This window comes from Sphingomonas sp., assembly GCF_036387595.1.
Lineage (GTDB): Bacteria > Pseudomonadota > Alphaproteobacteria > Sphingomonadales > Sphingomonadaceae > Sphingomonas.
This window is the reverse complement of record NZ_DASVTL010000115.1, coordinates 1-22,062: the sequence shown is the minus strand read 5'-3', so window position 1 is coordinate 22,062 and position 22,062 is coordinate 1. Positions and strand designations below refer to the sequence as shown.

Annotated in this window: 19 protein-coding genes; 5 read left to right on the top strand and 14 right to left on the bottom strand. The window is 65.7% G+C overall.

From position 1 onward, the window contains the following. Positions 1 to 43: 43 nt before the first annotated feature. Positions 44 to 1,174, bottom strand: coding sequence for a Gfo/Idh/MocA family oxidoreductase (locus tag VF643_RS13600; protein ID WP_331043926.1), 1,131 nt, complete (start codon positions 1,172 to 1,174; stop codon positions 44 to 46). On the opposite strand from VF643_RS13600, the gene VF643_RS13595 reads away from it, so the two are divergent. Both VF643_RS13595 and VF643_RS13590 read left to right on the top strand, forming a co-directional pair. Next, positions 1,161 to 2,069, top strand: coding sequence for an aldo/keto reductase (locus VF643_RS13595; RefSeq protein WP_331043925.1), 909 nt, complete (start codon positions 1,161 to 1,163; stop codon positions 2,067 to 2,069). The genes VF643_RS13600 and VF643_RS13595 overlap by 14 nt on opposite strands. Further along, positions 2,066 to 3,148 (top strand): LLM class flavin-dependent oxidoreductase, encoded by a 1,083-nt coding sequence (locus VF643_RS13590; RefSeq protein ID WP_331043924.1) that lies wholly within the window; start codon positions 2,066 to 2,068, stop codon positions 3,146 to 3,148. The genes VF643_RS13595 and VF643_RS13590 overlap by 4 nt, the downstream gene beginning before the upstream one ends. Before the next feature lie 76 nt (positions 3,149 to 3,224). Here VF643_RS13590 and VF643_RS13585 read toward each other — a convergent pair whose 3' ends face one another. Further along, complete coding sequence (locus VF643_RS13585; RefSeq protein WP_331043923.1) at positions 3,225 to 4,529, bottom strand: cytochrome b/b6 domain-containing protein; 1,305 nt, start codon at positions 4,527 to 4,529, stop codon at positions 3,225 to 3,227. Between the two features lie 190 nt (positions 4,530 to 4,719). On the opposite strand from VF643_RS13585, the gene VF643_RS13580 reads away from it, so the two are divergent. Continuing rightward, entirely contained in the window at positions 4,720 to 7,209 is a 2,490-nt protein-coding gene (locus tag VF643_RS13580) for an MGH1-like glycoside hydrolase domain-containing protein (RefSeq protein WP_331043922.1), read from the top strand. Positions 7,210 to 7,217: 8 nt separating this feature from the next. On the opposite strand, the gene phaR is transcribed toward VF643_RS13580, so the two are convergent. Continuing rightward, on the bottom strand, positions 7,218 to 7,769 hold the full coding sequence (gene phaR / locus VF643_RS13575) for a polyhydroxyalkanoate synthesis repressor PhaR (RefSeq protein ID WP_331043921.1): 552 nt from the start codon (positions 7,767 to 7,769) through the stop codon (positions 7,218 to 7,220). A 180-nt stretch (positions 7,770 to 7,949) separates the two neighbouring features. Between phaR and VF643_RS13570 the strand changes: the two genes are divergently transcribed. Continuing rightward, positions 7,950 to 9,134, top strand: a complete 1,185-nt coding sequence (locus tag VF643_RS13570) for an acetyl-CoA C-acetyltransferase (RefSeq protein ID WP_331043920.1) — start codon at positions 7,950 to 7,952, stop codon at positions 9,132 to 9,134. A gap of 24 nt (positions 9,135 to 9,158) precedes the next feature. Here the strand turns inward: VF643_RS13570 and VF643_RS13565 are convergent, their stop codons facing one another. From VF643_RS13565 to VF643_RS13525, 9 genes are all read right to left on the bottom strand, one after another. Then, a complete protein-coding gene (locus VF643_RS13565; protein ID WP_331043919.1) occupies positions 9,159 to 12,257 on the bottom strand; it encodes a PAS domain S-box protein in 3,099 nt (1,032 codons plus the stop codon). A gap of 109 nt (positions 12,258 to 12,366) precedes the next feature. Further along, positions 12,367 to 12,735: a hypothetical protein gene (locus VF643_RS13560; RefSeq protein ID WP_331043918.1), complete on the bottom strand. Its 369-nt coding sequence runs from the start codon at positions 12,733 to 12,735 to the stop codon at positions 12,367 to 12,369. Between the two features lie 14 nt (positions 12,736 to 12,749). Continuing rightward, positions 12,750 to 14,075 carry a sorbosone dehydrogenase family protein gene (locus tag VF643_RS13555; protein WP_331043917.1) on the bottom strand — a complete coding sequence of 442 codons (1,326 nt, stop codon included), beginning with the start codon at positions 14,073 to 14,075 and terminating at the stop codon, positions 12,750 to 12,752. A 92-nt stretch (positions 14,076 to 14,167) separates the two neighbouring features. Then, positions 14,168 to 16,432 carry a catalase/peroxidase HPI gene (katG, locus tag VF643_RS13550; RefSeq protein ID WP_331043916.1) on the bottom strand — a complete coding sequence of 755 codons (2,265 nt, stop codon included), beginning with the start codon at positions 16,430 to 16,432 and terminating at the stop codon, positions 14,168 to 14,170. A 172-nt stretch (positions 16,433 to 16,604) separates the two neighbouring features. Further along, complete coding sequence (locus tag VF643_RS13545) at positions 16,605 to 17,513, bottom strand: hemolysin family protein (RefSeq protein WP_331043915.1); 909 nt, start codon at positions 17,511 to 17,513, stop codon at positions 16,605 to 16,607. Positions 17,514 to 17,522: 9 nt separating this feature from the next. Continuing rightward, a complete protein-coding gene (ybeY, locus tag VF643_RS13540; protein WP_331043914.1) occupies positions 17,523 to 18,032 on the bottom strand; it encodes an rRNA maturation RNase YbeY in 510 nt (169 codons plus the stop codon). Further along, positions 18,029 to 18,439, bottom strand: coding sequence for a type II toxin-antitoxin system VapC family toxin (locus tag VF643_RS13535; protein ID WP_331043913.1), 411 nt, complete (start codon positions 18,437 to 18,439; stop codon positions 18,029 to 18,031). Before VF643_RS13535 ends, ybeY begins: the two co-directional genes overlap by 4 nt. Beyond that, entirely contained in the window at positions 18,436 to 18,726 is a 291-nt protein-coding gene (locus VF643_RS13530; RefSeq protein ID WP_331043912.1) for a type II toxin-antitoxin system VapB family antitoxin, read from the bottom strand. The genes VF643_RS13535 and VF643_RS13530 overlap by 4 nt, the downstream gene beginning before the upstream one ends. A 1-nt stretch (position 18,727) precedes the next feature. After that, on the bottom strand, positions 18,728 to 19,720 hold the full coding sequence (locus VF643_RS13525; protein ID WP_331043911.1) for a PhoH family protein: 993 nt from the start codon (positions 19,718 to 19,720) through the stop codon (positions 18,728 to 18,730). Between the two features lie 388 nt (positions 19,721 to 20,108). On the opposite strand from VF643_RS13525, the gene VF643_RS13520 reads away from it, so the two are divergent. Next, positions 20,109 to 20,750: a helix-turn-helix domain-containing protein gene (locus VF643_RS13520; protein ID WP_331043910.1), complete on the top strand. Its 642-nt coding sequence runs from the start codon at positions 20,109 to 20,111 to the stop codon at positions 20,748 to 20,750. Between the two features lie 95 nt (positions 20,751 to 20,845). Here VF643_RS13520 and VF643_RS13515 read toward each other — a convergent pair whose 3' ends face one another. Together VF643_RS13515 and VF643_RS13510 are read right to left on the bottom strand one after the other, a co-directional pair. After that, positions 20,846 to 21,382 carry a hypothetical protein gene (locus VF643_RS13515; protein WP_331043909.1) on the bottom strand — a complete coding sequence of 179 codons (537 nt, stop codon included), beginning with the start codon at positions 21,380 to 21,382 and terminating at the stop codon, positions 20,846 to 20,848. Between the two features lie 19 nt (positions 21,383 to 21,401). Continuing rightward, on the bottom strand, positions 21,402 to 22,062 hold a 661-nt coding region (locus VF643_RS13510; RefSeq protein ID WP_331043908.1), incomplete at its 5' end, for an ATP-binding cassette domain-containing protein.

The following is a 22,062-nucleotide window of genomic DNA, read 5'->3' as shown; positions in this document are numbered from 1 at the left end:
GTCATCCGCGGTTTGCCTTTAGGGGCATGAAGCCCCGGTGTTCTCAAAAACCCAGTTCGGCCATCTCGACCACGCGCTTCTCGCGCGCGCTTATTTCTGCTGCGGTGCCGATCGCGACCGCCATCAAGCCGTCGCGCGCGGTGACCTCGACCGCGCCTCTACCGCGCACCGCGGCATTGAAGCGCTGGTGTTCGTAGAAGGTCGAACCGTGGTGGCTGCCAGCGGCGAGCGCGACCGCGTCGGTTTCGACCACGCGGCGCGTGACCTGCCGGGGTGCCATCAGCGCGCGGCGGGGCGAACGGACGATCGCGCCTTCGGGGATCAGCACGTCGAGCCGGGCCTTGTCGCCGACCGCGGTGATCTCCTCCTGGTTCGTGGCGCCCTCGGCGAACATCGACAGGTCCAGCATCGCACGCACTCCGTTCGCAAAGTCGACGGTGGTGTAGCTGTTGTCGATGATGTCGGGGCGCTTTCCGGCATAATCCTCATCGAGGTGGTTCACGTCCATCGCACCCGAGCAATAGACGCGCACCGCCTCCGACTGCGTGATGAGCCGCATGAGATCGAAGAAGTGGCAGCATTTCTCGACCATCGTACCGCCGGTATTGTGTGCGAAGCGGTTCCAGTTGCCGACCTTTTGCAGGAACGGGAAGCGGTGCTCGCGGATCGAGAGCATGCGAAGCGTGCCGATATCGCCGCCGTGCACCTGTTCGATGAACGCGGCGGCGGGGGGCATGTAGCGATATTCCATCGCGGTCCAGAATACGCGATCGCTGGCGTCCGCCTGCTCGACGATCCAACGCGCATCGGCGATGGTCGTGGCCAGCGGCTTTTCGCAGAGGATGTGCAGCCCTTCGCCGAACAGCGGCGTGAGCACGTCGCGGTGGGTGTGATTGGGGGAGGCGACGATCACCGCATCGACCAGCCCGCTGCGCGCGAGTTCGGCCGCATCGGCAAAGGCCCGGACGCCTTCGGCCCGCGCCTCGCCCAGCGCCTTGCGTGCCCAACCCAGCGAATTCTCCACCGGATCGGAGATCGCGGTGACGACCGCGCCGGGGGTGACTGCGAGATTGTTCAGATGTTCGACGCCCATCATCCCGGTGCCGACCAGACCATATCGGACTTGCTCTTCCAACGCTTCCGCCCCTAATATGACAACGATGTCTGAAATCATGCTTACACCCGATCCGCGGCCCTTGGGCAAGAGCGGAATCATGGCCTCGCCGATCGCATGGGGGATGTGGCGCTTCGCCGGCCGCCCGGTCGCCGAGGCGCGCGCGCTGGTCGAGGCGGCGTTCGCCGCCGGTGTCACCTTGTTCGATACCGCCGATATCTACGGCTTCGATGGCAAGGGAGGATTTGGCGATGCCGAGTCGCTGCTGGGGGAGGTTTTCGGCCAATCGCCCGGCCTGCGCGATGGCATGGTGCTCGCCACCAAGGGCGGGATCACCCCGCCGGTGCCGTATGATTCGAGCGCGACCTATCTGACGGAGGCGCTGGACGCCTCGCTGCGGCGGATGCGTGTCGAGCGGGTCGAGCTGTACCAGATCCACCGTCCCGACATATTGACCCACCCGCAGGAGGTGGCGCGCGCGCTCGACGACATGGTGTCGAGCGGCAAGGTCGCCGTGGTCGGCGTGTCGAACTATACCGTCGATCAGACGCGGACGCTGGCGTCGTTCCTCTCGGTGCCGCTGGCGACGACGCAGCCCGAATTCTCGCCGCTCGCGATTGATCCGCTGGCGGCCGGCACGTTGGATCAGGCGATGCAGCACGACCTTGCGGTCCTCGCCTGGTCGCCGCTGGGCGGCGGGCGGATCACGGCGCCGGTGACGGCACGCGAGCGTGCGGTGGCAGCCGCCCTGGCGCGCAAGGCGCTGGCGAGCGGTGTGGACGTGGCGGCGGCGGCCTATGCCTGGATCATGGCGCATCCGGCGCGGGCGATCCCGATCGTGGGAACGCAGAACGCCGGCCGGATCGCCGCCTTGGCCGATGTCTACAAGGTGCACTGGACCCGCGCCGAATGGTATGAGGTGCTGGTCGCCGCACGAGGGGAGAAACTGCCGTGAGCGCCCAGAATTCCAAGTATGCCCCATGCGAGATCAGCTGGTTCTCGGCGCTGTGCGACGATGATTACGAATTCCTGGGGCTAAGCGATGCCAAGCTGAAATCCAGTTGGGAGCATTGCCGCGATATCGTGATGCAGGCCGAGAGCGGCGGCTTCGACAACATCCTGCTGCCGTCGGGCTATGCGCTGGGGATCGACACCACCGCGTTCGCCGCGGCGATCGCGCCGATGCTGCGGCGCATGGCGCTGTTGATGGCGGTGCGCATCGGCGAGACGTGGCCGCCGCAGCTCGCCCGCCAGATCGCGACGATCGACCGGCTGCTGGGCGGGCGGTTGACGGTGAACATCATCTCCTCCGACATGCCCGGCGAGACGCTCGGCTCGGCGCCGCGCTATGCGCGCACGGTCGAGGCGATGGCGATCCTCAAGACGCTGCTGAACGGCGAGCCGCTCGACCATGACGGCGAATTCTGGAAGCTGAAGCTCGATCCCCCGCGCATCGGCACGGTCAGCGGCAAGGCGCCGCTCCTCTATTTCGGCGGGCTCAGCCCGGACGCGCGCGAGGCCGCGGCCAAGGGCTGCGACGTGTTCCTGATGTGGCCCGACGTGAAGGAGAATGTCGCGAGCATCATCGCCGACATGAAGCAGCGCGCGGCGAACCACGGCCGCACGTTGCGCTTCGGCTACCGCGCGCATGTAATAGTGCGCGACACAGAATCCGAGGCGCGAGCCTATGCCGACCGGCTGTTGTCCAAGCTGGATGTGCAGGCGGGCGCGGCAATTCGCGCCAAATCGCTCGATTCGACCTCCGCCGGGGTCGCGGCGCAGGCGGCGCTACGGGAGAATGCGGCGGACGACGGCTATGCCGAGGACAATCTATGGACCGGCGTTGGGCGCGCACGTTCGGGATGTGGTGCGGCGATCGTCGGCGATCCCGATCAGGTGCTCGCCAAGTTGCAGATGTACCGCGACATGGGCATCGACGCCTTCATTCTGTCGGGATATCCGCACGCCGCCGAAGCCGATCTGTTCGCGCGTCACGTCTTGCCGCGGATCGAGCACGCGCCGCTGCCACGTTAGGATTCGCCCTTAGGCGATCCGATCCGAAGGTGCGTCACGTGACGTTTTCCACCGGCATCTGGCGGCTTCAATCAGCCTAACGCGGCATGCGCCTTGCATTAACCGCGATGATGACCGCCACGTCTGCGGGAATGTCGGACGTGCTGGCATAATCGCCCTCGCCGATTCTGTAGGCGCTGCGGTTCACGCTGGCGGTGCCGCGCATCGTCGCCTTGTCGCCCGCGATAGTCAGGGTGAAGCGCACCGATGCGGGTAGCGTCATCCCCTTCAAGGCCAATGTGCCCTGGGCGAGATAGCGATCGCCGCCCAGATTGCTGAACCGGTTCGCCTTGAAGGTGGCGGTGCCGTGCGCGGCGACCGCGAACCAGTCGCCGCTCTTGAGCGTCTCGTCACGCTGCGCATCCCCGCTGAAGACGGACGCCGTGTCGATGCGGATTGCCACGCGCGAACGCGCCAGATCGTCTGAGCTGAACGCGATGTCGCCATCGAACCGCGTAAACCCGCCCACAATCGGCTCGCCCGACCAAGCCGTCCGGAAGCCCAATGTCGATCCCGGCGCGATCCGCCAGGATGCCAGCGGCTCCTTTGCGACCGCCGCGGCGGCGGCAGGCGTCGCCATCGCGCGGGGCGTGGCCGTCGGTGTCGGCGTCGGCAGAGGAGTCGAGGATGCAGCGGCCGCGGGCGCGGCAGCCACCACCGGTGCAGCGACCTTGGGCGAACCCAGCGGCAACCAGCGCAGGCCAAGACCGGCCGCGAGCACCGCCCCGGTCAGGATCACGATCAACCGCCAATCGGCGCCCGGCCTGGCGCCCGGTGCCATCCGCGCGATGCCGCCTTCGCGATCGAGCAACTGGTGCTTCAGCGCGCCCCCGACGTGCAGCACGAACAAGGCGTAGATCACGAGCACCAGATTGACGTGAACCAACGCCGCCGCTGCGTTCGCGGTCGTGCGCGCCGTCCCCGCCAACGTGGCGAACCCCGGCAGATCGGGCCAGGGAACCCCGCCGTACAGCAGGGTAGGGACCACGATCCGGCTGGTCGAAACGATGGCCCAGCCGCTGATCGGCATCGCCAGCAGCAGCCCGTAGAAGAGGAGGTGGACACCATGTGCCAGCACCCGTTCCCAGGGTTTGGCCACGATCGGCGGCGGGGTGCGGTAGAAGCGCCAGACGAGCCGCAGCGCGACCAGCAGCAGGATCGTGATACCCACCGACTTGTGGAGCTGGAACACCACGAATTTGGCCGAGCCGCTTACCGCGCCCATGCGCAGGCCAAGCCCGACTTCGAATAGCAGCAATATCGCAATTGCCCAGTGCAGCAGGATCGCGACCGTCGAATAGCGGGACGCGTGGCGTCGCGGGGGCATGATATGGGTGGTCACAATGGCTCCCGGCGGATCGCGTGGCCGCAACCATAGCCGTCGAACCCGTCGCGTCCATGGCGCTTCCATTCGCCACCGGAAACGCAGTCTTTCCTAGTCGAGCCGGTTTGCCCCGCCGAGCGGCCGGCTCTAGGATAGGACGAGGAGATGTGCCGATGAACACCTGCCCCCTCGCTGTGCACCCGTTTCGATGATGCCGACGCGGATGCTCACCGCCGGCCTCCTTGCGGTAAGTCCCTCTGCCGCGGCCGCCCAGCAGGCGACGACCACCTATGCGCCTTATCCTGGCACGCCTGAGGCTCGACCGGATACCGTGGCGGTGGCCGTCACCGGCAATCCCGGCGCCCGCCGCTTCGATCTATCCACCTCTGCGCCCCAGCGCGATGCCGCGCCTTCGCGCCGCACGATCCAGGAAAGTGGCCCGTTCACGGACACCGGCAGCGTCCACTTCGACGCGCTGTTCGCGATGGCCGCGGACGACGCGCGCCGGGCCAGCGTCGATCGCATCGGGGACGACGCGTATAACGAAGGCAAGCCAATCCCGTGCCGCTGTTTCGAAACGGGTGAGAAGTGGCATTACGTCTGGACGCGCGATCTGTCCTACGCGCTCGACCTGGGTCTTGCCGACTTCGACCCTGGGCGCGCCGTCGCCAGCCTGAGCTTCAAGACCAGTGCGTTGCGCATGCCCGCTCCCGCCGGCGTGCCCGCAGACGCCCTCCAGATCGTGCAGGACACCGGCTCGGGCGGCAGCTGGCCGATCAGCACCGATCGCACGGCGTGGGCGCTCGGCGCCGGGCGCACGCTGGCCAATCTGCACGGCGCGGAGCGTGCGGCATTCGCGCGCACCGCTCTGTCGGCGCTTCGTGGTACGCTCGAGGCGGATCGCATCGCTGCGTTCGACCCGCGCGACGGCCTGTACGGCGGCGAACACAGCTTCCTGGACTGGCGCGAACAGACCTATCCCGCATGGATCGTCGATGATCTTGCGGCGATGGCACAGATGAAGGCGCTTTCGACCAACGTGCTGCAATATCGCGCGCTGCAACTTGCGGCTGTGCTTGCTCGTGGCGCTGCCGACGATGGCACCGCGCGCCGCTATGATGGCTGGGCACGGGCGCTGCGCCTTGCGATCCGCTCCGCCTTCTGGAACGCGCGTGCCGGCCTGTTCGTCACCTATCTCACTGCCGATGCCCACCCGGCACAGGTTGCCAAATACGACCTGCTGGGCAACGATCTTGCGATCGTATCCGGCATCGCGGACGAGAAGCAGGCAAAAACGATCCTGTCGACTTATCCCTTCGCTCCCTTCGGCCCGCCGGTCGTGTGGCCGCAGGCGCCGGACACCTTCGTCTATCACAACCGTGCGCAATGGCCGTTCGTATCCGCCTACACCCTGCGCGCCGCCGCGCAGGTCGCCCATGTGGCGGCGGCGGATCGCGCGACCGATGCGCTGATGCGGGGCGCGGCGCTGCATCTGTCGAACATGGAAAATCTGGAGTGGCTGACCGGCCGTTCGCGGTTCGACGACGGGCCGGAGATCAATTCGGCGCGGCAATTGTGGTCGGTCGGCGGCTATCTGGGTGCGGTGACCGGCGCCATCTTCGGCTGGCATCCCGAACTGGACGGCATCCGACTTGCGCCCTTCCTCACCGCCCACATGCGAGCGCTGCTCGGCGATCGGCCGACCGCAACGCTCTCCGGCCTGCGCTTTGCCGGTCGTACAGTCGACATCAGGCTCATTCTTCCGCCCAGGGCACCCGAGGGCTGGTGGTATCCGGTTGCCGGCATCCGTCTGAACGGCGCCCCCGCGCCGGGCCGCTTGATGCCTGACATGCTGCTCGCGGGCGGCAACCTTATCGAAGTAACCTTTGCCCCTGCGCGTCGCGCCAAGGCGCAAGTGACCGAAGCACCTGCGGTTTCGCCGCTCAGCCACGACGATCCGCGTGTGTTCATGTCCGCGACCCCGCAAACCCCGATCGTCGAGCAAGGGAAGAGCGGACCCATGTTGCGCCTTGCTGCGGGCGGTCGCCACATGGTCTATCGCGACGGCAGCATCGCTGCGCGCGAAGTGACCGCGGTACGCTGGATTGATCCCCGCCCCGCCGACCCGGCCGCCACCGTCTGCTACACTGTCGTCGCCGTGACCGGTCTGGCTTCGCAGCCGTCGTCGCCGGCATGCGTGCGCGGATCGGCCGCCCAGACGATTGCGGTGGGCGACCCGCAGATGCGCAGCGACGCGCCGATGGTCGGAGCAGGCGAAGGCGTGGCGCTACCCACGCTCGCGCTCGGACTCGGCAAGGCTGCGACGATCGCGGGGGTGACGATCGCGGGGGCAGGTACTTATGCGGTAACGCTGCGCTACGACAATCATGTTTATGCGCTCAATACCGGCATCACCAATGCCGTAAAGCGCCTGACCATAACCTCCGCTGCAGGTGGCGCACGAACCGCGATCGTCCAGATGCCGCACATCCGCAGCAGCGGCGCTAAGCACCCGCTGCATCTCTCGAGCCGTGTGTATTTTCGGCTGGCGCCGGGCACCTACACGCTGACGCTTTCCGACTTTCTCAACATGAGCGCGTTGCAATCCAACGCTTCGTACGGCGGCCCGGGCGGAGCAGGGGGCGTCGTCAACGAAGCGCGCATAGCAGAGGTGCTGATCGACCGCATGGCGCCATAGGTCGGCGATCACCGCACCAGTTTTTCGACCTTGTCCTGCAACCGCGCCAACTCGGCCTTCAGCGCGGCGATTTCCTCGTCCTTCGATCCGGCGGCCGGTGGGGCCACAGTACCGGACGGCGGCTTGAACGCCTTGGCCGCGGTCTCGAACATCTGCAGGTTGCGCTTGGCAATCTCCGCGAAGGGGGTGTGCGCGAAGGCGCCTTCTACCGCGGTCTTGAACTGTTCCTGATTTCGTCGGAAGCTGTCCATCGACGCCTCCAGATAGCCCGGCACGACCGCCTGCATCGAATCGCCATACATCGCGATCAACTGGCGCAGGAAATTCACCGGCAACATCGTCTGGCCGCGGCTTTCCTCCTCCATGATGATCTGGGTCAGGACGTTGTGGGTGATGTCCTCCTCGGTCTTGGCGTCGATCACCTTGAAGTCGCGCCCGCCGCGCGTCATCGCGGCCAGATGCTCCAGCGTGATGTAGGAACTGGTCTCGGTGTTGTAGAGGCGGCGGTTGGCGTATTTCTTGACGACGACGACGCCGTCCTCCGGATGCTGCTTCTTCATTGCCCGCTCCCCTTGTTTCGCATGACCTTACGCCCGCGCCTTCTGCACCGCAACATCGCCGCCGCGCCGGATGAGCCCTGGGTCGTGCAGCGCCAAGTCGGTTAAGGGGTTCACACTAGCCGACACTATGGATCGGCTGGCGATAGAAGCGTAGATGGCTTCATCCAAGAGGAGTCCGTCATGAATACCCAGCCCAGCGACATCGTCATCACCGCAGCCAAGCGCACGCCGGTCGGCAGTTTCCTCGGCGCCTTTGCGACCACGCCGGCACATGAACTCGGGCGAGTGGCGATCGAGGCGGCAATGGCACAGGCAGGGGTGACGGGCGCGGAAGTTTCCGAAGTGATTATTGGTCAGGTGCTAACCGCCGCACAAGGCCAGAACCCCGCGCGCCAGGCGTCGATGGCAGCGGGCGTTCCGAAGGAAATCCCCGCCTGGGGCGTCAACCAGGTCTGCGGCTCCGGGCTGCGCGCCGTCGCTTTGGCGGCACAGGCAATTGCGACCGGCGACGCCACGATCGTCGTCGCGGGCGGCCAGGAATCGATGTCGCAGAGCGCCCATGCCCAGTCGATCCGCGCCGGCCAGAAGATGGGCGACCTCAGCCTGGTCGATACGATGGTCAAAGATGGGCTGACCGATGCCTTCAACGGCTATCATATGGGCATCACCGCCGAAAATCTGGCGGAGCAATATCAGGTGACCCGTGCCGACCAGGATGCCTTTTCGGTCCGTTCGCAGAACAATGCCGAAGCCGCGCGCGACAGCGGCCGATTCAAGGACGAGATCGCCCCGGTCACGATCAAGGGCCGCAAGGGCGACACCATCGTGGCGGATGACGAATATATCCGCACCGGCGCGACGCTGGACAGCGTTTCGGGCGTCCGCGCAGCCTTCAAGAAGGACGGCACCGTCACCGCCGCCAACGCCAGCGGTCTGAACGACGGCGCTGCCGCCATCGTGGTGATGCGTCGCGACGAGGCTGAGCGTCGCGGCTCGCCCATCCTGGCGACGATCCGCAGCTGGGCGAGCGCCGGGGTCGATCCCGCATTCATGGGGATCGGCCCAGTCCCTGCTACGAAGCGCGCTCTGGAGAAGGCGGGCTGGACGATCGCCGACCTCGACCTGATCGAAGCCAATGAAGCATTTGCGGCCCAAGCCTTGTCGGTCGGCAAGGAACTCGGCTGGGACGCCGAAAAGGTCAACGTCAACGGCGGCGCCATCGCCCTCGGCCACCCGATCGGTGCCAGCGGCGCGCGCGTGCTGACCACGCTGATCTACGAAATGGGCAAGCGCGACGCCAAGAAGGGTCTGGCAACGCTGTGCATCGGTGGCGGGATGGGGATTGCCATGTGCCTGGAGCGTTGATGTCGTTTGACTGACCAACCGTGTCTACGCTGCCTTGCGGAGCACGCGAGACAGTTGCGCGATCGAATAAGGCTTTTGGAGCAGCTCGAAGCCGTGCGTGCCGTCGCGGGCCAGGACGTCGGAATAGCCGCTCGTGAGGATCACCGGCAGGTTCGGATAACGCCGGCGGATTTCTTCTCCGAGCTCCACCCCGGTCATACCGGGCATCATGACGTCGGAAAAGACGATGTGAAAGGCGTCCGGGGCCGCCGCCAGTTCGGCGAGCGCGGACGGGCCGTCTGCGGTGAGGGCGCTGCGGTAGCCCAGTTCGTCCAGCGCCTGGACGGCGAACTCGCCGACATGCGTATTGTCCTCGACCACCAGCACGCATACGCCGGTGCCCGGTGCGGGGCCTGCTGCCTCGGCCGGCGCCGCCTGTGCGGATGTCGGCGCGGTTGCACGGGGCAAGTAGAGAACGAAGGTCGTACCCGCGCCTTCGACGCTTTCCACCCTGACGTCGCCGCCCGATTGCTTAGCGAAGCCTATGACCTGGCTGAGGCCCAGGCCGGTGCCGTGGCCGACGCTTTTGGTGGTGAAGAACGGCTCGAAGATGCGATGCAGGATGTCCGGCGCGATGCCATGGCCGGTATCGCGGACGGAGATCGCCACGAAGTCTCCCGCTACCGCGGGCTGGGCATGGTTTTGCGGGATGCCGGTCACCGGCGCCGCACCGATCGTCAACGTACCGCGCCCGCGCATCGCGTCGCGCGCGTTGACGCCCAGGTTGACGATCGCGGTGTCGAATTGGCTGCGGTCGGCCATGATGGCGCAGGCATCGCCGGGCAGGTTCATCTCGACCACGATTCGGTCTCCCGCTAAGGTTTCGACCATGTCGGCTAGCTCGCCCAGGCTGTCGCGCGCGTCGAAGAGCGCGGGGTTGAGCGTCTGGCGGCGGGCGAAGGCGAGGAGCTGGCCGGTGAGCTTTGCGGCACGCTCCGCGGTATCGCGTATTGCATCGACATAGCGCGCGCGGCGCTCAGCGGTCAGATCGGGGCGGCCGAGCAGGTCGACCGATCCGCGGATTACGGTGAGCAGGTTGTTGAAATCGTGGGCTACGCCCCCCGTAAGCTGGCCGAATGCCTCCATCTTCTGCACCTGCCGCAGCTGGTCCTGCGCCGCCTCCAGCGCGGCAGCTGCTTCCTTTTCCGCGGTGATGTGGCGACCGCTGGCGTATACGAGCCCCTCGTCCGGTGCGGCGACCCAGGACACCCAGCGCCAGCTGCCGTCGACGTGAAGCATGCGGTTTTCGAAGGCGGGAAGATCGCTGCTTAATGCGTGGTCCAGCGCACGCATGCTGCCGTCGCGGTCTTCGGGGTGAACGAAGTCGAGGTGGAGCCGTCCGACGACGCGCGCTGGATCATGGCCAAGGATCGTCGCCCAGGCTCGATTGGCCGCACGCAGTCGCCCGCTGGCATCCACGACGACCTGCAGATCCTGCGAACTCGCCCAGGCGCGGTCGCGCTCGCGGGTGCGCTGCTCGACGCGTTCCTCCAGCGTGGCGTTGAGTTCGGCGAGTTGGCGGCGCGCGACGCGTTCGTCGTCGATGTCGGTATTGGTGCCGATCCAGCGAACGATCGCGCCCTTGTGGTCGTGCAGGGGCACCGCCCGCGCAAGGTGCCAGCGATATGCGCCGTCTGCGCGTGTCAGCCGAAATTCGGTTTCGTAAGGCTCGCCGCTCGTCACCGCGGCCCGCCACGCGGCTACTGCCTGATCGAGATCGTCGGGATGCAATCGCCCTTCCCAGCCGCGTTGCAGCAGCTGCTCCGCGGTATATCCACCGTACCGATAAGTGCGTTGGTTGGCCCAATCCAGACGGCCTTGCGGCGTCGCCGACCAGACGTGGTTGGGCACCGCCTCAGTAAAGGCGCGGAAACGCTGCTCGCTGGCCTGAATGGCTGCCTGGGCGGCGCGCTGTTCGGTGACATCCTGAACGACGCCGACCATGCGAACGCATGCGCCTGTTTCATCATATTCAAATTCGGCACGGCGAGCGATGGTGCGAACCGCGCCATCGTTGGCGCGACGTATGCGATATTCTGTGGCGAGTGCAACGTCGCCCGTCGCGCGCGCGGCCGCGCCGGAGATCGACGCCGCATCCTCGGGAAGCACCAAGGCTTCGATTTCAGAGGCCGGATAGTTCGCGGCGACGGGCAAGCCGAACATCCGGCACAATTCGGGAGAAGGCTCGAGTTGATCACTTGCGACCTCGATCGCGAAGACGCCGACCCCGCCCGCCTCTTGCGCCGCGCGAAGCCGCGCGTCGGACGCACGCAGCGCTTCTGCGACTCGGTGTTCGTCGGTACGGTCGCGCAACACCTTGACGAAGCCGGTCCCAGCGCCGCTATTGTCGCGGATCGGCGTCATCTCGCCACTTGCCCAGAAGCGCTCGCCCGAGCGGCGCAGGCGCCAGCCTTCATCGCGGCTGCGGCCGGTATCGAGCGCTTGGCGGAACTCGATAGCCGGGTAGCCCAGGGCACGATCCTCGGGCGTGAAGATGCGATCGATCGGCTGGTCGAGCATCTCCGCCTCGCGCCAGCCGAGCGTTCTCTCGGCGCCTACATTCCAGCGCGTAACCCGGCCCGCCAGGTCTGTGGCGATGATTGCATAGTCGATCGCGCTGTCGAGGATTTGGCGGTGGCGCGCTTCGGACGCACGCAACGCCTCGGTCGCGACATGACGTTCGGTAACGTCGGTGCCCTCGATGAAGATCGCGACGACCTTGCCACCCTCTCCCCGGATCGGCTGATAGACGAAATCCAGCCGGCGCTCCTCCGAAGTGCCCCCGCCCGGCGACACGAGCGCGATCGGCATCGCGGTGCCGACGTACGCCTCGCCATCCGCGAACACCCGATCCAGGAGCTCAACGAAGCCTTGGTCGATGAGTTCGGGGAGCGTTTCCGCGACGGTGAGGCCGAGCACCGTGCGGTTACCCACAAGGCGGCGGAAGGCAGGGTTCGCCAGAAGGAAACGATGCTCCCGACCGACGAGAACCGCGGCGAAGCTCGGCGTCTGGGCGAACAGCAGGCGAAAGCGCGCCAGTTCCTCGGTACGGCGTGCGTCTTCTGGCGCCGGATGGTCCGTCACGGTCACCCCTTCCCCTGTACCGCGATCGTTGCGGCTTCGACCGTGTTATCGCCCATCGCGCGCGAAGACGCCATGACGTTTTGCCGAGGAGAAGGAAGGTGAGTAATGCTCAGCCCGGATGGTCCTCGACGCGAATGTCCGTATAACCCGCGTTGCGGCTCACAACCGCTCGTGCCTTGCCGCCAGCGCATATTCGTTCGACCGCAACGACGGTAGCGGCATCGCCGGGTTGTTCGATCACCGGCTCCCGGCCGGGCAGGACGCCGAAGCGGCGTAGGCCACCGCCGTCCTGCCCATCCACCTTGCCGCACACGGCCTTCGAATCGAACAGGCGAACATCCGCGAAGCGCGCGAGCGCGCCGCCCGGCGCCGCCTGGATTGCATACAGGCCGGCACGCGCCGCGCGGGCGCGATCGTGGCGGACCGTCTCCGCTGCACCATCTCCCCCGCACGCCGCGCAGCCAAGCGCGAGGATCAAGGCAGCACCGCGCGTCACTTGCCCGCGCTCACGCGCCAAATGACGTTGCCGACGTCATCGGCCACCAGCATCGCGCCGCTCCGGTCGCCGATCACGCCGACCGGACGACCGCGCGCACGGCCTTCGCTGTCAAGAAAGCCGGTCAGCACATCGACGGGCTTTGCCCCCGCCACCGGAAAGCCGCGCGATGCAAAGGGGACGTAGACCACCTTGTAACCCGACACCGGCTTGCGATTCCACGAGCCGTGTTCGCCGATGAAGGCCCCGTCGGCAAAGCTGCCTCCCAGCCGGACGTCATCGGAGAAGGTCAGGCCTAGCGCGGCGACGTGCGGACCCATCGCATAGTCCGGCCGCTTGGAATATTCCTGAAGCGCAGGGTTCTTGGGCGATACACGCGGGTCGGGATAACCTCCCCAATAATACCACGGCCAGCCGAATTGATCGCCGAATTCCACCTGGGTTAGGTAATCGGGTGCCAGATCGGAGCCGAGCATGTCGCGCTCGTTGACGACGGTCCACAATTGTTTGGTGACCGGGTTGATCGCCATGCCGTTGGGGTTGCGCAAGCCCGCGGCGTAGATCCGCCAGTTCTTGTCCTCGGGCCAGACCTGCAGGATGTTGGCGCGGTATTTCTCGGCTTCCATGCCGTTCTCGGCGATGTTCGACGCCGAACCGACCGAGACGAACAGGGTGCGGCCATCGGGCGCGGCGATGACGTTGCGCGCCCAGTGATTGCCGCCGCCATTCAGCTTGACGACGAGTTCCGGCTTGGCGGTGATCTTCGTCTGCCCATCCGCATAAGGCACGCGGACGAGCGCATCGGTGTTGCCGATGTAGAGCTGACCCTTGAACAGCGTCATACCGAACGGCGAGTTCAGCCCGGTCATGAAGACGCTGCGCCGCTCCGCTATCCCGTTGCCATCGGCATCGCGCAACAGGGTGATGCGGTTCGCGGACGGAACGCCCGCCCCCGCGCGGCCCATCAATAGTCCCATGACCATGCCGGTGATGCCGCCGCCTTTGCGCGGTGGCGAGTTGCTTTCGGCGACCAGCACGTCACCGTTGGGCAGGCGATAGAGCCAGCGAGGATGATCGAGCCCGCTGGCGAACGGCTGGACACGCAGCCCCGGCGCTGCGGTCGGCGCGCCACCCTGCCAGCCGACGACCTCGGCGACCTTAACGGTGGGCAGCGTCTGGACACGCGGCGCGCCGATCTCGGGACGCGCTCCGGCGACGCGATCCAAAGGCAGCTTCGCCTCGTCGGGCCAGGCGAGACAGGCGACGATGGCGATAGCAGCGAGGAGAACCAGGCCGATGACGATCAATATGTGTCTGCGCATGGTCGCAACGTAAGGCGACGCACGCGCAAACGAAAGGGGCCGCCGGCATCGCTGCCGACGGCCCGCTTTTAAACGATACGTCTCGTCGGGGCTTAGTCGATCCGCGGTGCGTCCGGATCGTTGTCGCCCGCGGTATAGGCACCGTCCCGGATGTCGTAGCGGTCGGCATCCATCACCTTGGCCCAAGCGCTGACGAAGTCGGCGACGAACTTGTCACCCGAATCCGCGCACGCATAGACCTCCGCCACTGCACGTAGCTGGGAATTCGATCCGAACACCAGATCGGTGCGCGACGCGGTCCAGCGTGCTTCATGGGTGTGGCGATCGGTGCCGACGAACTCCTGATCGCTTTCGTCGCTCACCTGCTTCCATGCAGTCGCCATGTCGAGCAGATGCACGAAGAAGTCGTTGGTCAGTTGCCCCGGCCGGTCGGTGAACACGCCATGCTTTTCGGCTTTGGGATGGTTGGCGCCAAGGACGCGCAGGCCACCGACCAGCACCGTCATCTCCGGCGCGGACAGACCCAATAGCTGCGCCCGATCGACCAGCAGTTCCTCCGTCGGCACGTTGAACTGCACCTGGAGGTAGTTGCGGAAGCCGTCAGCCTTGGGTTCGAGCACGTCGAAGCTCTCGGCATCGGTATGTTCGTCCGTCGCGTCGGTGCGGCCGGGGGTGAAGGGCACCTCGACGGAATGACCCGCCGCCTTGGCTGCAGCCTCGACACCTACTGCGCCGCCGAGCACGATCAGATCGGCGATCGAGACCTTCTTGCTTCCCTGCCCATCGAAATCAGCCTTGATGCCTTCATAGACGCCAAGCACCTTGGCAAGCTGCTCCGGGCGATTGACCTCCCAATCCTTCTGCGGCGCCAGACGGATACGTGCGCCATTGGCGCCGCCGCGATGATCGGACCCCCGATACGTCGATGCCGATGCCCATGCGGTCGTCACCAGTTCGGCGATCGAGAGCCCCGAATCGGCGATGGCCCTTTTCAGGCCGGGCACGTCGCCAGCATCAATCTGCGGATAATCGGCCTTGGGGATCGGATCCTGCCAGATCAGATCCTGCGCGGGCACCTCCGGTCCGAGATACCGGACCTTCGGACCCATGTCGCGATGGCAAAGCTTGAACCAGGCGCGCGCCCAGGCATCGGCGAAATAGGCGGGGTCGGCCCGGAACTTCTCCATGATCGCGCGGTAAGTCGGGTCGACCTTCAGCGCCATGTCGGCCGATGTCATCATCGTCGGCACACGCTTGCCGGGCGTGTGTGCAGCCGGCGCCAGCGTATCCTCGGGATTGCCGACGGGCTGGAACTGATGCGCGCCGGCGGGACTCTTCACGATCTCATATTCGTGATCGAGCAGCATGTCGAAGTAGGTCATGTCCCATTCGATCGGCGTCGGGGTCCACGAACCCTCGATTCCCGACGTAATGGTGTCGTCACCAAGTCCGGTGCCGTGCGTCGAGGTCCAGCCCAGACCCTGGCTTGCGATATCGGCGCCTTCCGGCTCCTTGCCGACCTTGGAAGCGTCACCGTTGCCATGCGCCTTGCCGAAGGTATGACCGCCCGCGGTCAGCGCAGCGGTCTCCTCGTCGTTCATGCCCATGCGCGCGAAGGTCTCGCGCATGTCGCGGGCCGAGCCCATCGGGTTGGGGCAGCCACCGGGGCCTTCGGGGTTCACGTAGATCAGGCCGTGTTGGATTGCCGCGAGCGGGCTTTCCAGCGCCAGGCCGGCTTCCTCGTCGATGCGGGTCTGGCCGAGCCACTCTTCCTCGGTGCCCCAATAGATGTCGCGCTCTGCCTCGAAGATGTCCTTGCGGCCGCCGCCGAAGCCGAACGTGGGTCCGCCCATCGATTCGATCGCGACGTTGCCCGCCAGGATGAACAGGTCCGCCCAGGAGAGCTTGCGGCCATATTTCTGCTTGATCGGCCACAGAAGGCGGCGCGCCTTGTCGAGATTGCCGTTGTCCGGCCACGAATTGAGCGGTGCGAAGCGCTGCGATCCCGACGATGAACCACCACGGCCGTCGCCAGTGCGATAGGTGCCGGCCGAGTGCCACGCCATGCGGATGAAGAAGGGACCGTAATGCCCGTAATCCGCCGGCCACCAGGGCTGGCTATCGGTCATCAACGCGGTCAGATCCTGTTTCACGCCTGCGTAATCGAGGGTCCGGAACTCGGCCGCATAGTCGAAGTCCGCGCCCATCGGATCGGGCGACACGCCATTCTGCGTCAGGATCTGAAGTGACAATTGCTCGGGCCACCAATCGCGGCTGGTACGGCCCAGCAGCGTGCGCAACGCGGTCGGCTGCTTTCCAGGATCGTTGAGCGGGCTGCCTGTGGTGATTGCGTCCATGCGTTTTCTCCTCGTTCTCGTCTAGATGCCAAGCCCGCGAACGGGATTGTCGATCGTGCGATGATGGTGCCGATTGGAAATTGGGTTCGACCTAAGCCGCAGTGTGCACGCGCAGGACAGATTTAGAAAGTCAGTTGAAACGATCGTATATATCGAATTCACCGATCATACTTCAGGAATCGCGATCCTCCGGCTCCGGCTTGGGCGGATGCAGGCGCAGGCGCCCGATGCGGCGTTCATCGGCCGCGATCACTTCGATCCGCCAGCCGCTGGGGTGATCCACGCATTCGCCGGCTTCGGGAACGCGGCCGGCGAGCACGGCGGTCAAACCGCCCAGCGTGTCGACGTCACTGTCGGTCTCACCCAGGCGCGCATCGACCGTTTCGGCGACATCCTCCAGTTCAACGCGCGCATCGGCTTCCCAAGCACCGCCGTCGAGCGGTACGAGCAGCGCGGTCGGCTCCTCGTCATGTTCGTCCTCGATCTCGCCGACGATCTCCTCGACCAAATCCTCGATCGTCACGAGTCCTTCGGTGCCGGAATATTCGTCGAGCACAATCGCGAGATGGACGTGGCGTGTCCGCATGTCGGCCAGCAGGTCCAGCGCGCCGCGGCTCATCGGAACGTAGAGCGGCTCGCGGATCAGATCCGTGATCGTTGCCGGATGTTCGGCGCCGGTCGCCAGGATCGCGAACACGTCCTTGATGTGGACCATGCCGACGATCGTATCGAGTTCGTCGCGATAGACCGGCAGGCGGCTGTGCCCGGCGTCGGCGAAGGTGCGCACGAGATCGGCGAAGCTGATATTCTCCTCGACCGCGATGATATCGGCACGCGGCACGCCGACGTCGGACGCGTCGCGCTCGCCGAAATGGAGCAGGTTGCGGACCATCTGGCGTTCGAGCGGCGAGAGGTCTCCCGGCTCGTCGGGGGCGGGATCGCCCTCATGCCGGTCGATCGCATCCTCCAGCTGGTCGCGCAGCCGGTCCTCGCCCTGGTCGCCGAAGATCAGCGCCTTCAGCCCGCGCCAGATGCCGGATTCGCTACTGTCGCCGTTCCCGGCGGAAGGGCCATCGGCCATGATCGGTCTTTAGTCCTCGCGCACCAGGTAGGGATCGGCGATGCCGAGGTCGCCGAGCGCTTCGCGTTCGATCGCCTCCATGTCCTCCGCCTCGCCGTCATCCATATGGTCATAGCCTAGCAGGTGGAGCGTCCCGTGCACCAGCAAATGGGTGGCATGGGTTTCGACCGCGATGCCGCGCTCTCCCGCTTCGGCCGCGCAGACTCCGTGGGCGAGGACGATGTCGCCTAGCAGCAGCTCGCCGTCGTCCGAATTCTGGCTGACGGTGTCGAGCAGGTCGCGCTGGACCATCGGGAAGGACAGGACGTTGGTGGGCCTGTCCTTCTGGCGATATTGGTGGTTGAGCGACCGGACCTCGTCGTCGGACGTCAGGCGCACCGACACCTCGACCGCGGCGCTGGTATCGAGCAGCGAGCCGTAAGGCGTGCGCGCGATCGCGGCGCGGATCGCGGTGGCGGCGAGCGCGTCCCAATCGGCTTGCGGCCAGGGGTCTTCGCGGGAGAGTTCGACGGCGATCATGACAGTGTCGCGTCCTTGAGATCGGTGTGGATGAAATCGTCGCCCTTGAAGAGAATCATGTCGGCGTGCCGTGTGGTGCAGGCATAGGCGAAGCAATCGCCCATGTTCAATCGGGCAGGATGCCGCCCCTTGCCGAAGCGCTGATGCGCGTCGAGCGCCGCTTCCGCTTCATCCGCGCCGATGGCGATCAGGCGGACGGCGAAGTCCGCAACATACCGTGATACCGCTGCGCGTGCTTCCTCGAACGCTATTCCACGGGCCACGGCGAGGCCGCGTGAGGCTTTCCAGATCGCTATGGCCGAGGTGAGAAGATCGGCTTCCACCGTTATACGTTCGTCGAAGGAATAGGCTTCGGGTTCACGCGCGAGGATCGCGACGATCGCCGAGGCATCCAAGAAGATGCTCACAGTTCGTCGTTGAGCGAGTCGTAGAAGCGCTTGTCGGCTTTCAGGCCAGTGGGCAGCGGCATCGGATGCTCGTCCCAGATTTTCTGCAGTTTCTCGGAAGCCTTCCCGCGCAATTCGTGGCGCCTAAGATAGTCGTCGACCGCGAGCTGCACGATCTCGTGCATCGGCGTCCCGCGTTCGTCCGCCAATCGGGCGATCTTTCGGACGACCTCCTGATCCTCGATCACGAACGGGGCGGACAGCGCCTGGCTCTCGGCGCGGGTCAACGGTTTGGCAGGGGCGTTCATGTCAGCCGCCCTCATACGCCTCGACGATCCGTCCGACAATCGGATGGCGGACCACGTCGCCCGCGGTGAAGCGCGCCATCGCAATTCCCTCCAGCCCCTCCAGCCGGCCGACCGCGTCCGCCAGTCCCGACCCGGCAATGCCGCCGGGGATGTCGACCTGGTTGGGATCGCCGCAGATCACCATGCGGCTGTTCTGGCCGAAGCGCGTGAGGAACATCTTCATCTGCGCCGGCGTGGTGTTCTGCGCCTCGTCGAGGATCACGAAGGCGTCGGCGAGCGTTCGACCGCGCATGAAGGCGATCGGCGCGACCTCGATCTCGCCGCTCGCGATGCGGCGCTCAACCTGCTCGGCGGGCAGACAGTCGTGGAGCGCATCGTAAAGTGGTCGGAGGTAGGGATCGACCTTCTCCTTCATGTCGCCGGGCAGGAAACCTAATTTCTCTCCCGCTTCCACCGCGGGCCGCGACAGGATCAGCCGCTGGACGCTGCCGGTGATGAGCTGCGCCACCGCCTGCGCCACCGCGATGTAGGTCTTGCCGGTGCCCGCCGGCCCGAGCGCAAAGATCATGTCGTTCGCGGTCAGCACGCGCATATAGTGCGCCTGCGCGGGCGTGCGTGGGACGATCGTCTTCTTGCGGGTGCGGATCATCACCGGCGGCTGGCCACCGCCGTCGGCGCGAATGATGCCGTCCAGCACCGGCTGGTCGGCCATCGCGATCGACGCATCGACAAGGCCCGCATCCACCTCCTCGCCGCGGCCAAGACGAATGTAGAGGTCATTGAGCACGTCGCGCGCGAGCGCCACCTGCTCGGCGGTGCCTTCCAGCCCGACGCGATTGCCGCGCGCGGTGATGTACACCCCCAGCCTGTTCTCCAGCGCGACCAGGTTGCGGTCGTATTGACCGAACAGCTGCGCCAGCGCCTGAGGCTTGTCGAACGTCAGTTCGACGCGGCTGCGATCACCATGCTGAGCGGGAACGGGCTTGCGACTCATGCGGTCCTTTCTCGAGAAGAGTGATCCCAAGCGTGGGGACTGCAAGCGCCGAGCGCAACCACCCAGAGCATAGCCAGCGCCCTCCCTCAAACGGGGGATGCGCCAGTGCGACGGGAGCGGCTAGCGCGTTCAGCGAAGGATGCTGAAGATGTTCAACGCACAAACGGCGGAACCGCTCCAGATCAGGGGTGCAGCCCCGTCGAGGGCTCGCAATTGGCGTGTTTCGGGGTGGGCGTCATGCCGTGCGCCGCGCACGAGCGTCGAGCCGCCTGACGAGAGCATCGCCCATCTGCTTAACCGCTACGAGACTTGGACTCCGGCCACTCCAGCGGAGGTTGCGGACGAGCAGCAGCGTGCCCTGTGGGTGCTTCCTGGCGAAGCACGCCTTGTGATCGTGACGGGAGAGGCATCGGCGCTGATCGGCAACCGCCGGTATGACGGTCTGGCACCGGTCGTGCTCTTCGGCCCGACCAGTCGTGCGACTCGGCTGGTATGCACCGGTCCGCAGGTGGTGACGATCTGCCTTTCGGCGCTCGGCTGGGCGACGCTCGTCGGGCGCTCCGCGGCCGCGCTCGCGGATCGGGCGGTCGCGGCCGGGGACGTGCTCGACCCCCGACTGGTCGCCGCGCTGCACGAGGCCGCGCAGTTCGACGATCGAAGCTGCATCGCCGAGCGGCTCGATCCGCTGCTGGCGAAGGCGCGGTGCGTGACGCCGGCCGACGAGTCGCTCGTGCGCGGGTTGGAGTCGATCATCAACGAGGGCTTGGTCTGCGTTGCGGAGGCGGCGGGCGTGGAACTGGGCGTCGCCAGCCATGTCGTCCGGCGCAGCGCGCTGCGGCATTTCGGCTACCCGCCCAAGGTGTTGCTCAACCGCCGCCGTTTCGTCCATGCCATGGAACGCATGATCCTGAGCGACCGCGGTTATAGCGAGGCTGCCCGGCACGGCTATTTCGACGCGTCGCACTTCATCCGCGACGCGAAACGGTTCCTGGGAATGACTCCACGGCGGTTCCTGGCACTCGCGGGCTAAGGAGGTCACTCCCAAGAAGAACCCATCGACAAACCGGATCGCAAGGCTGATGCGCCGATCTACTTATGTCATATGAGAAGCGCCACGGAAGCAGCCTACGCCACGACGTTCAGGATCGGCGTCCGGTTTCGATCTGCTGTCTCGATGCTGATGTCGGCGCGTACCCTGCGAGTCACGGCTCTGTTCTGCTTGACATAGGAAACGGTAAAAAGAACGCCCGTCAGCGCCAGCGCCGCACATCCGAATGCACTATGCTGAACCCAGGCGGGGGGCATCGTCATGCTGAGGACATACGCCATCAGGCCCATCATGCAGGCGCTCGTCATGGTTCGGTAGGTGTTGCTCGTCTCAAGTAGAACCGGAACCTTGTCGTCGACAGCTGCTGCGCGGACATAGCCGGTGAATCTAGACCGCGGGATTAGGCCTGCCCGCTTTAGCATCGGGTCGATCAACAAGGAGCCGGCTCGGCTTATCGCCATTCCGGAGACATAAAAAACCACCAGACGGGCTGCGACGTCGAGGTGGTCCAGGTCGATCAGGCCGAGTTCGTCGATTAGCAGACATAAAGCGGCACCGGGAACGAGATAATTGAAGATGTTGTACAACGAAAATTTCGACATCACTTCATTCATGCCACTCCTCCGCTGCTCTTCATGATCCCCGCTTCAACAAAGGCGCGAGATACCGCCCCGTGAAACTCCCCGCTGCCGCGGCCACAACCTCGGGCGTACCCTGCGCAACGATCTCGCCGCCCTTCACGCCACCTTCCGGCCCCAGGTCCAGCACCCAGTCAGCGGTTTTGATAACGTCGAGATTGTGCTCGATCACCACGACGGTGTTGCCCTGTTCGACGAGCGCGTGAAGTACCTCCAGCAATTTGCGGACGTCCTCGAAATGCAGGCCCGTGGTCGGTTCATCCAGGATATACAGCGTGTTGCCGGTCGCGCGGCGTGACAGTTCCTTGGCGAGCTTGACGCGCTGCGCCTCGCCGCCCGAGAGCGTCGTCGCCTGCTGGCCGACCTTTACGTAGCCTAAGCCCACCTCGACCAGCATCGCCATCTTGTCCCGGATCGGGGGAACCGCCTTGAAGAACTCGGCGGCGTCCTCAACGGTCATGTCGAGCACGTCCGCGATGCTGTGGCCCTTGAACTTCACCTCCAGCGTCTCGCGATTGTAGCGGGCGCCGTGGCAGACGTCGCACTGCACGTAGACGTCGGGGAGAAAGTGCATCTCGATCTTGAGCACGCCGTCGCCCTGGCACGCTTCGCAGCGGCCACCCTTCACGTTGAAGCTGAAGCGGCCGGGCTTGTAG

Coding starts and splice junctions, on each gene's coding strand:
- VF643_RS13595 (WP_331043925.1), top strand. CDS start 1,161: ATGTCTGAAATCATGCTTACACCCGATCCGCGGCCCTTGGGCAAGAGC.
- VF643_RS13600 (WP_331043926.1), bottom strand. CDS start 1,174: ATGATTTCAGACATCGTTGTCATATTAGGGGCGGAAGCGTTGGAAGAG.
- VF643_RS13580 (WP_331043922.1), top strand. CDS start 4,720: ATGATGCCGACGCGGATGCTCACCGCCGGCCTCCTTGCGGTAAGTCCC.
- phaR (WP_331043921.1), bottom strand. CDS start 7,769: ATGAAGAAGCAGCATCCGGAGGACGGCGTCGTCGTCGTCAAGAAATAC.
- VF643_RS13570 (WP_331043920.1), top strand. CDS start 7,950: ATGAATACCCAGCCCAGCGACATCGTCATCACCGCAGCCAAGCGCACG.
- VF643_RS13555 (WP_331043917.1), bottom strand. CDS start 14,075: ATGCGCAGACACATATTGATCGTCATCGGCCTGGTTCTCCTCGCTGCT.
- katG (WP_331043916.1), bottom strand. CDS start 16,432: ATGGACGCAATCACCACAGGCAGCCCGCTCAACGATCCTGGAAAGCAG.
- VF643_RS13545 (WP_331043915.1), bottom strand. CDS start 17,513: ATGGCCGATGGCCCTTCCGCCGGGAACGGCGACAGTAGCGAATCCGGC.
- ybeY (WP_331043914.1), bottom strand. CDS start 18,032: ATGATCGCCGTCGAACTCTCCCGCGAAGACCCCTGGCCGCAAGCCGAT.
- VF643_RS13530 (WP_331043912.1), bottom strand. CDS start 18,726: ATGAACGCCCCTGCCAAACCGTTGACCCGCGCCGAGAGCCAGGCGCTG.
- VF643_RS13525 (WP_331043911.1), bottom strand. CDS start 19,720: ATGAGTCGCAAGCCCGTTCCCGCTCAGCATGGTGATCGCAGCCGCGTC.
- VF643_RS13515 (WP_331043909.1), bottom strand. CDS start 21,382: ATGAATGAAGTGATGTCGAAATTTTCGTTGTACAACATCTTCAATTAT.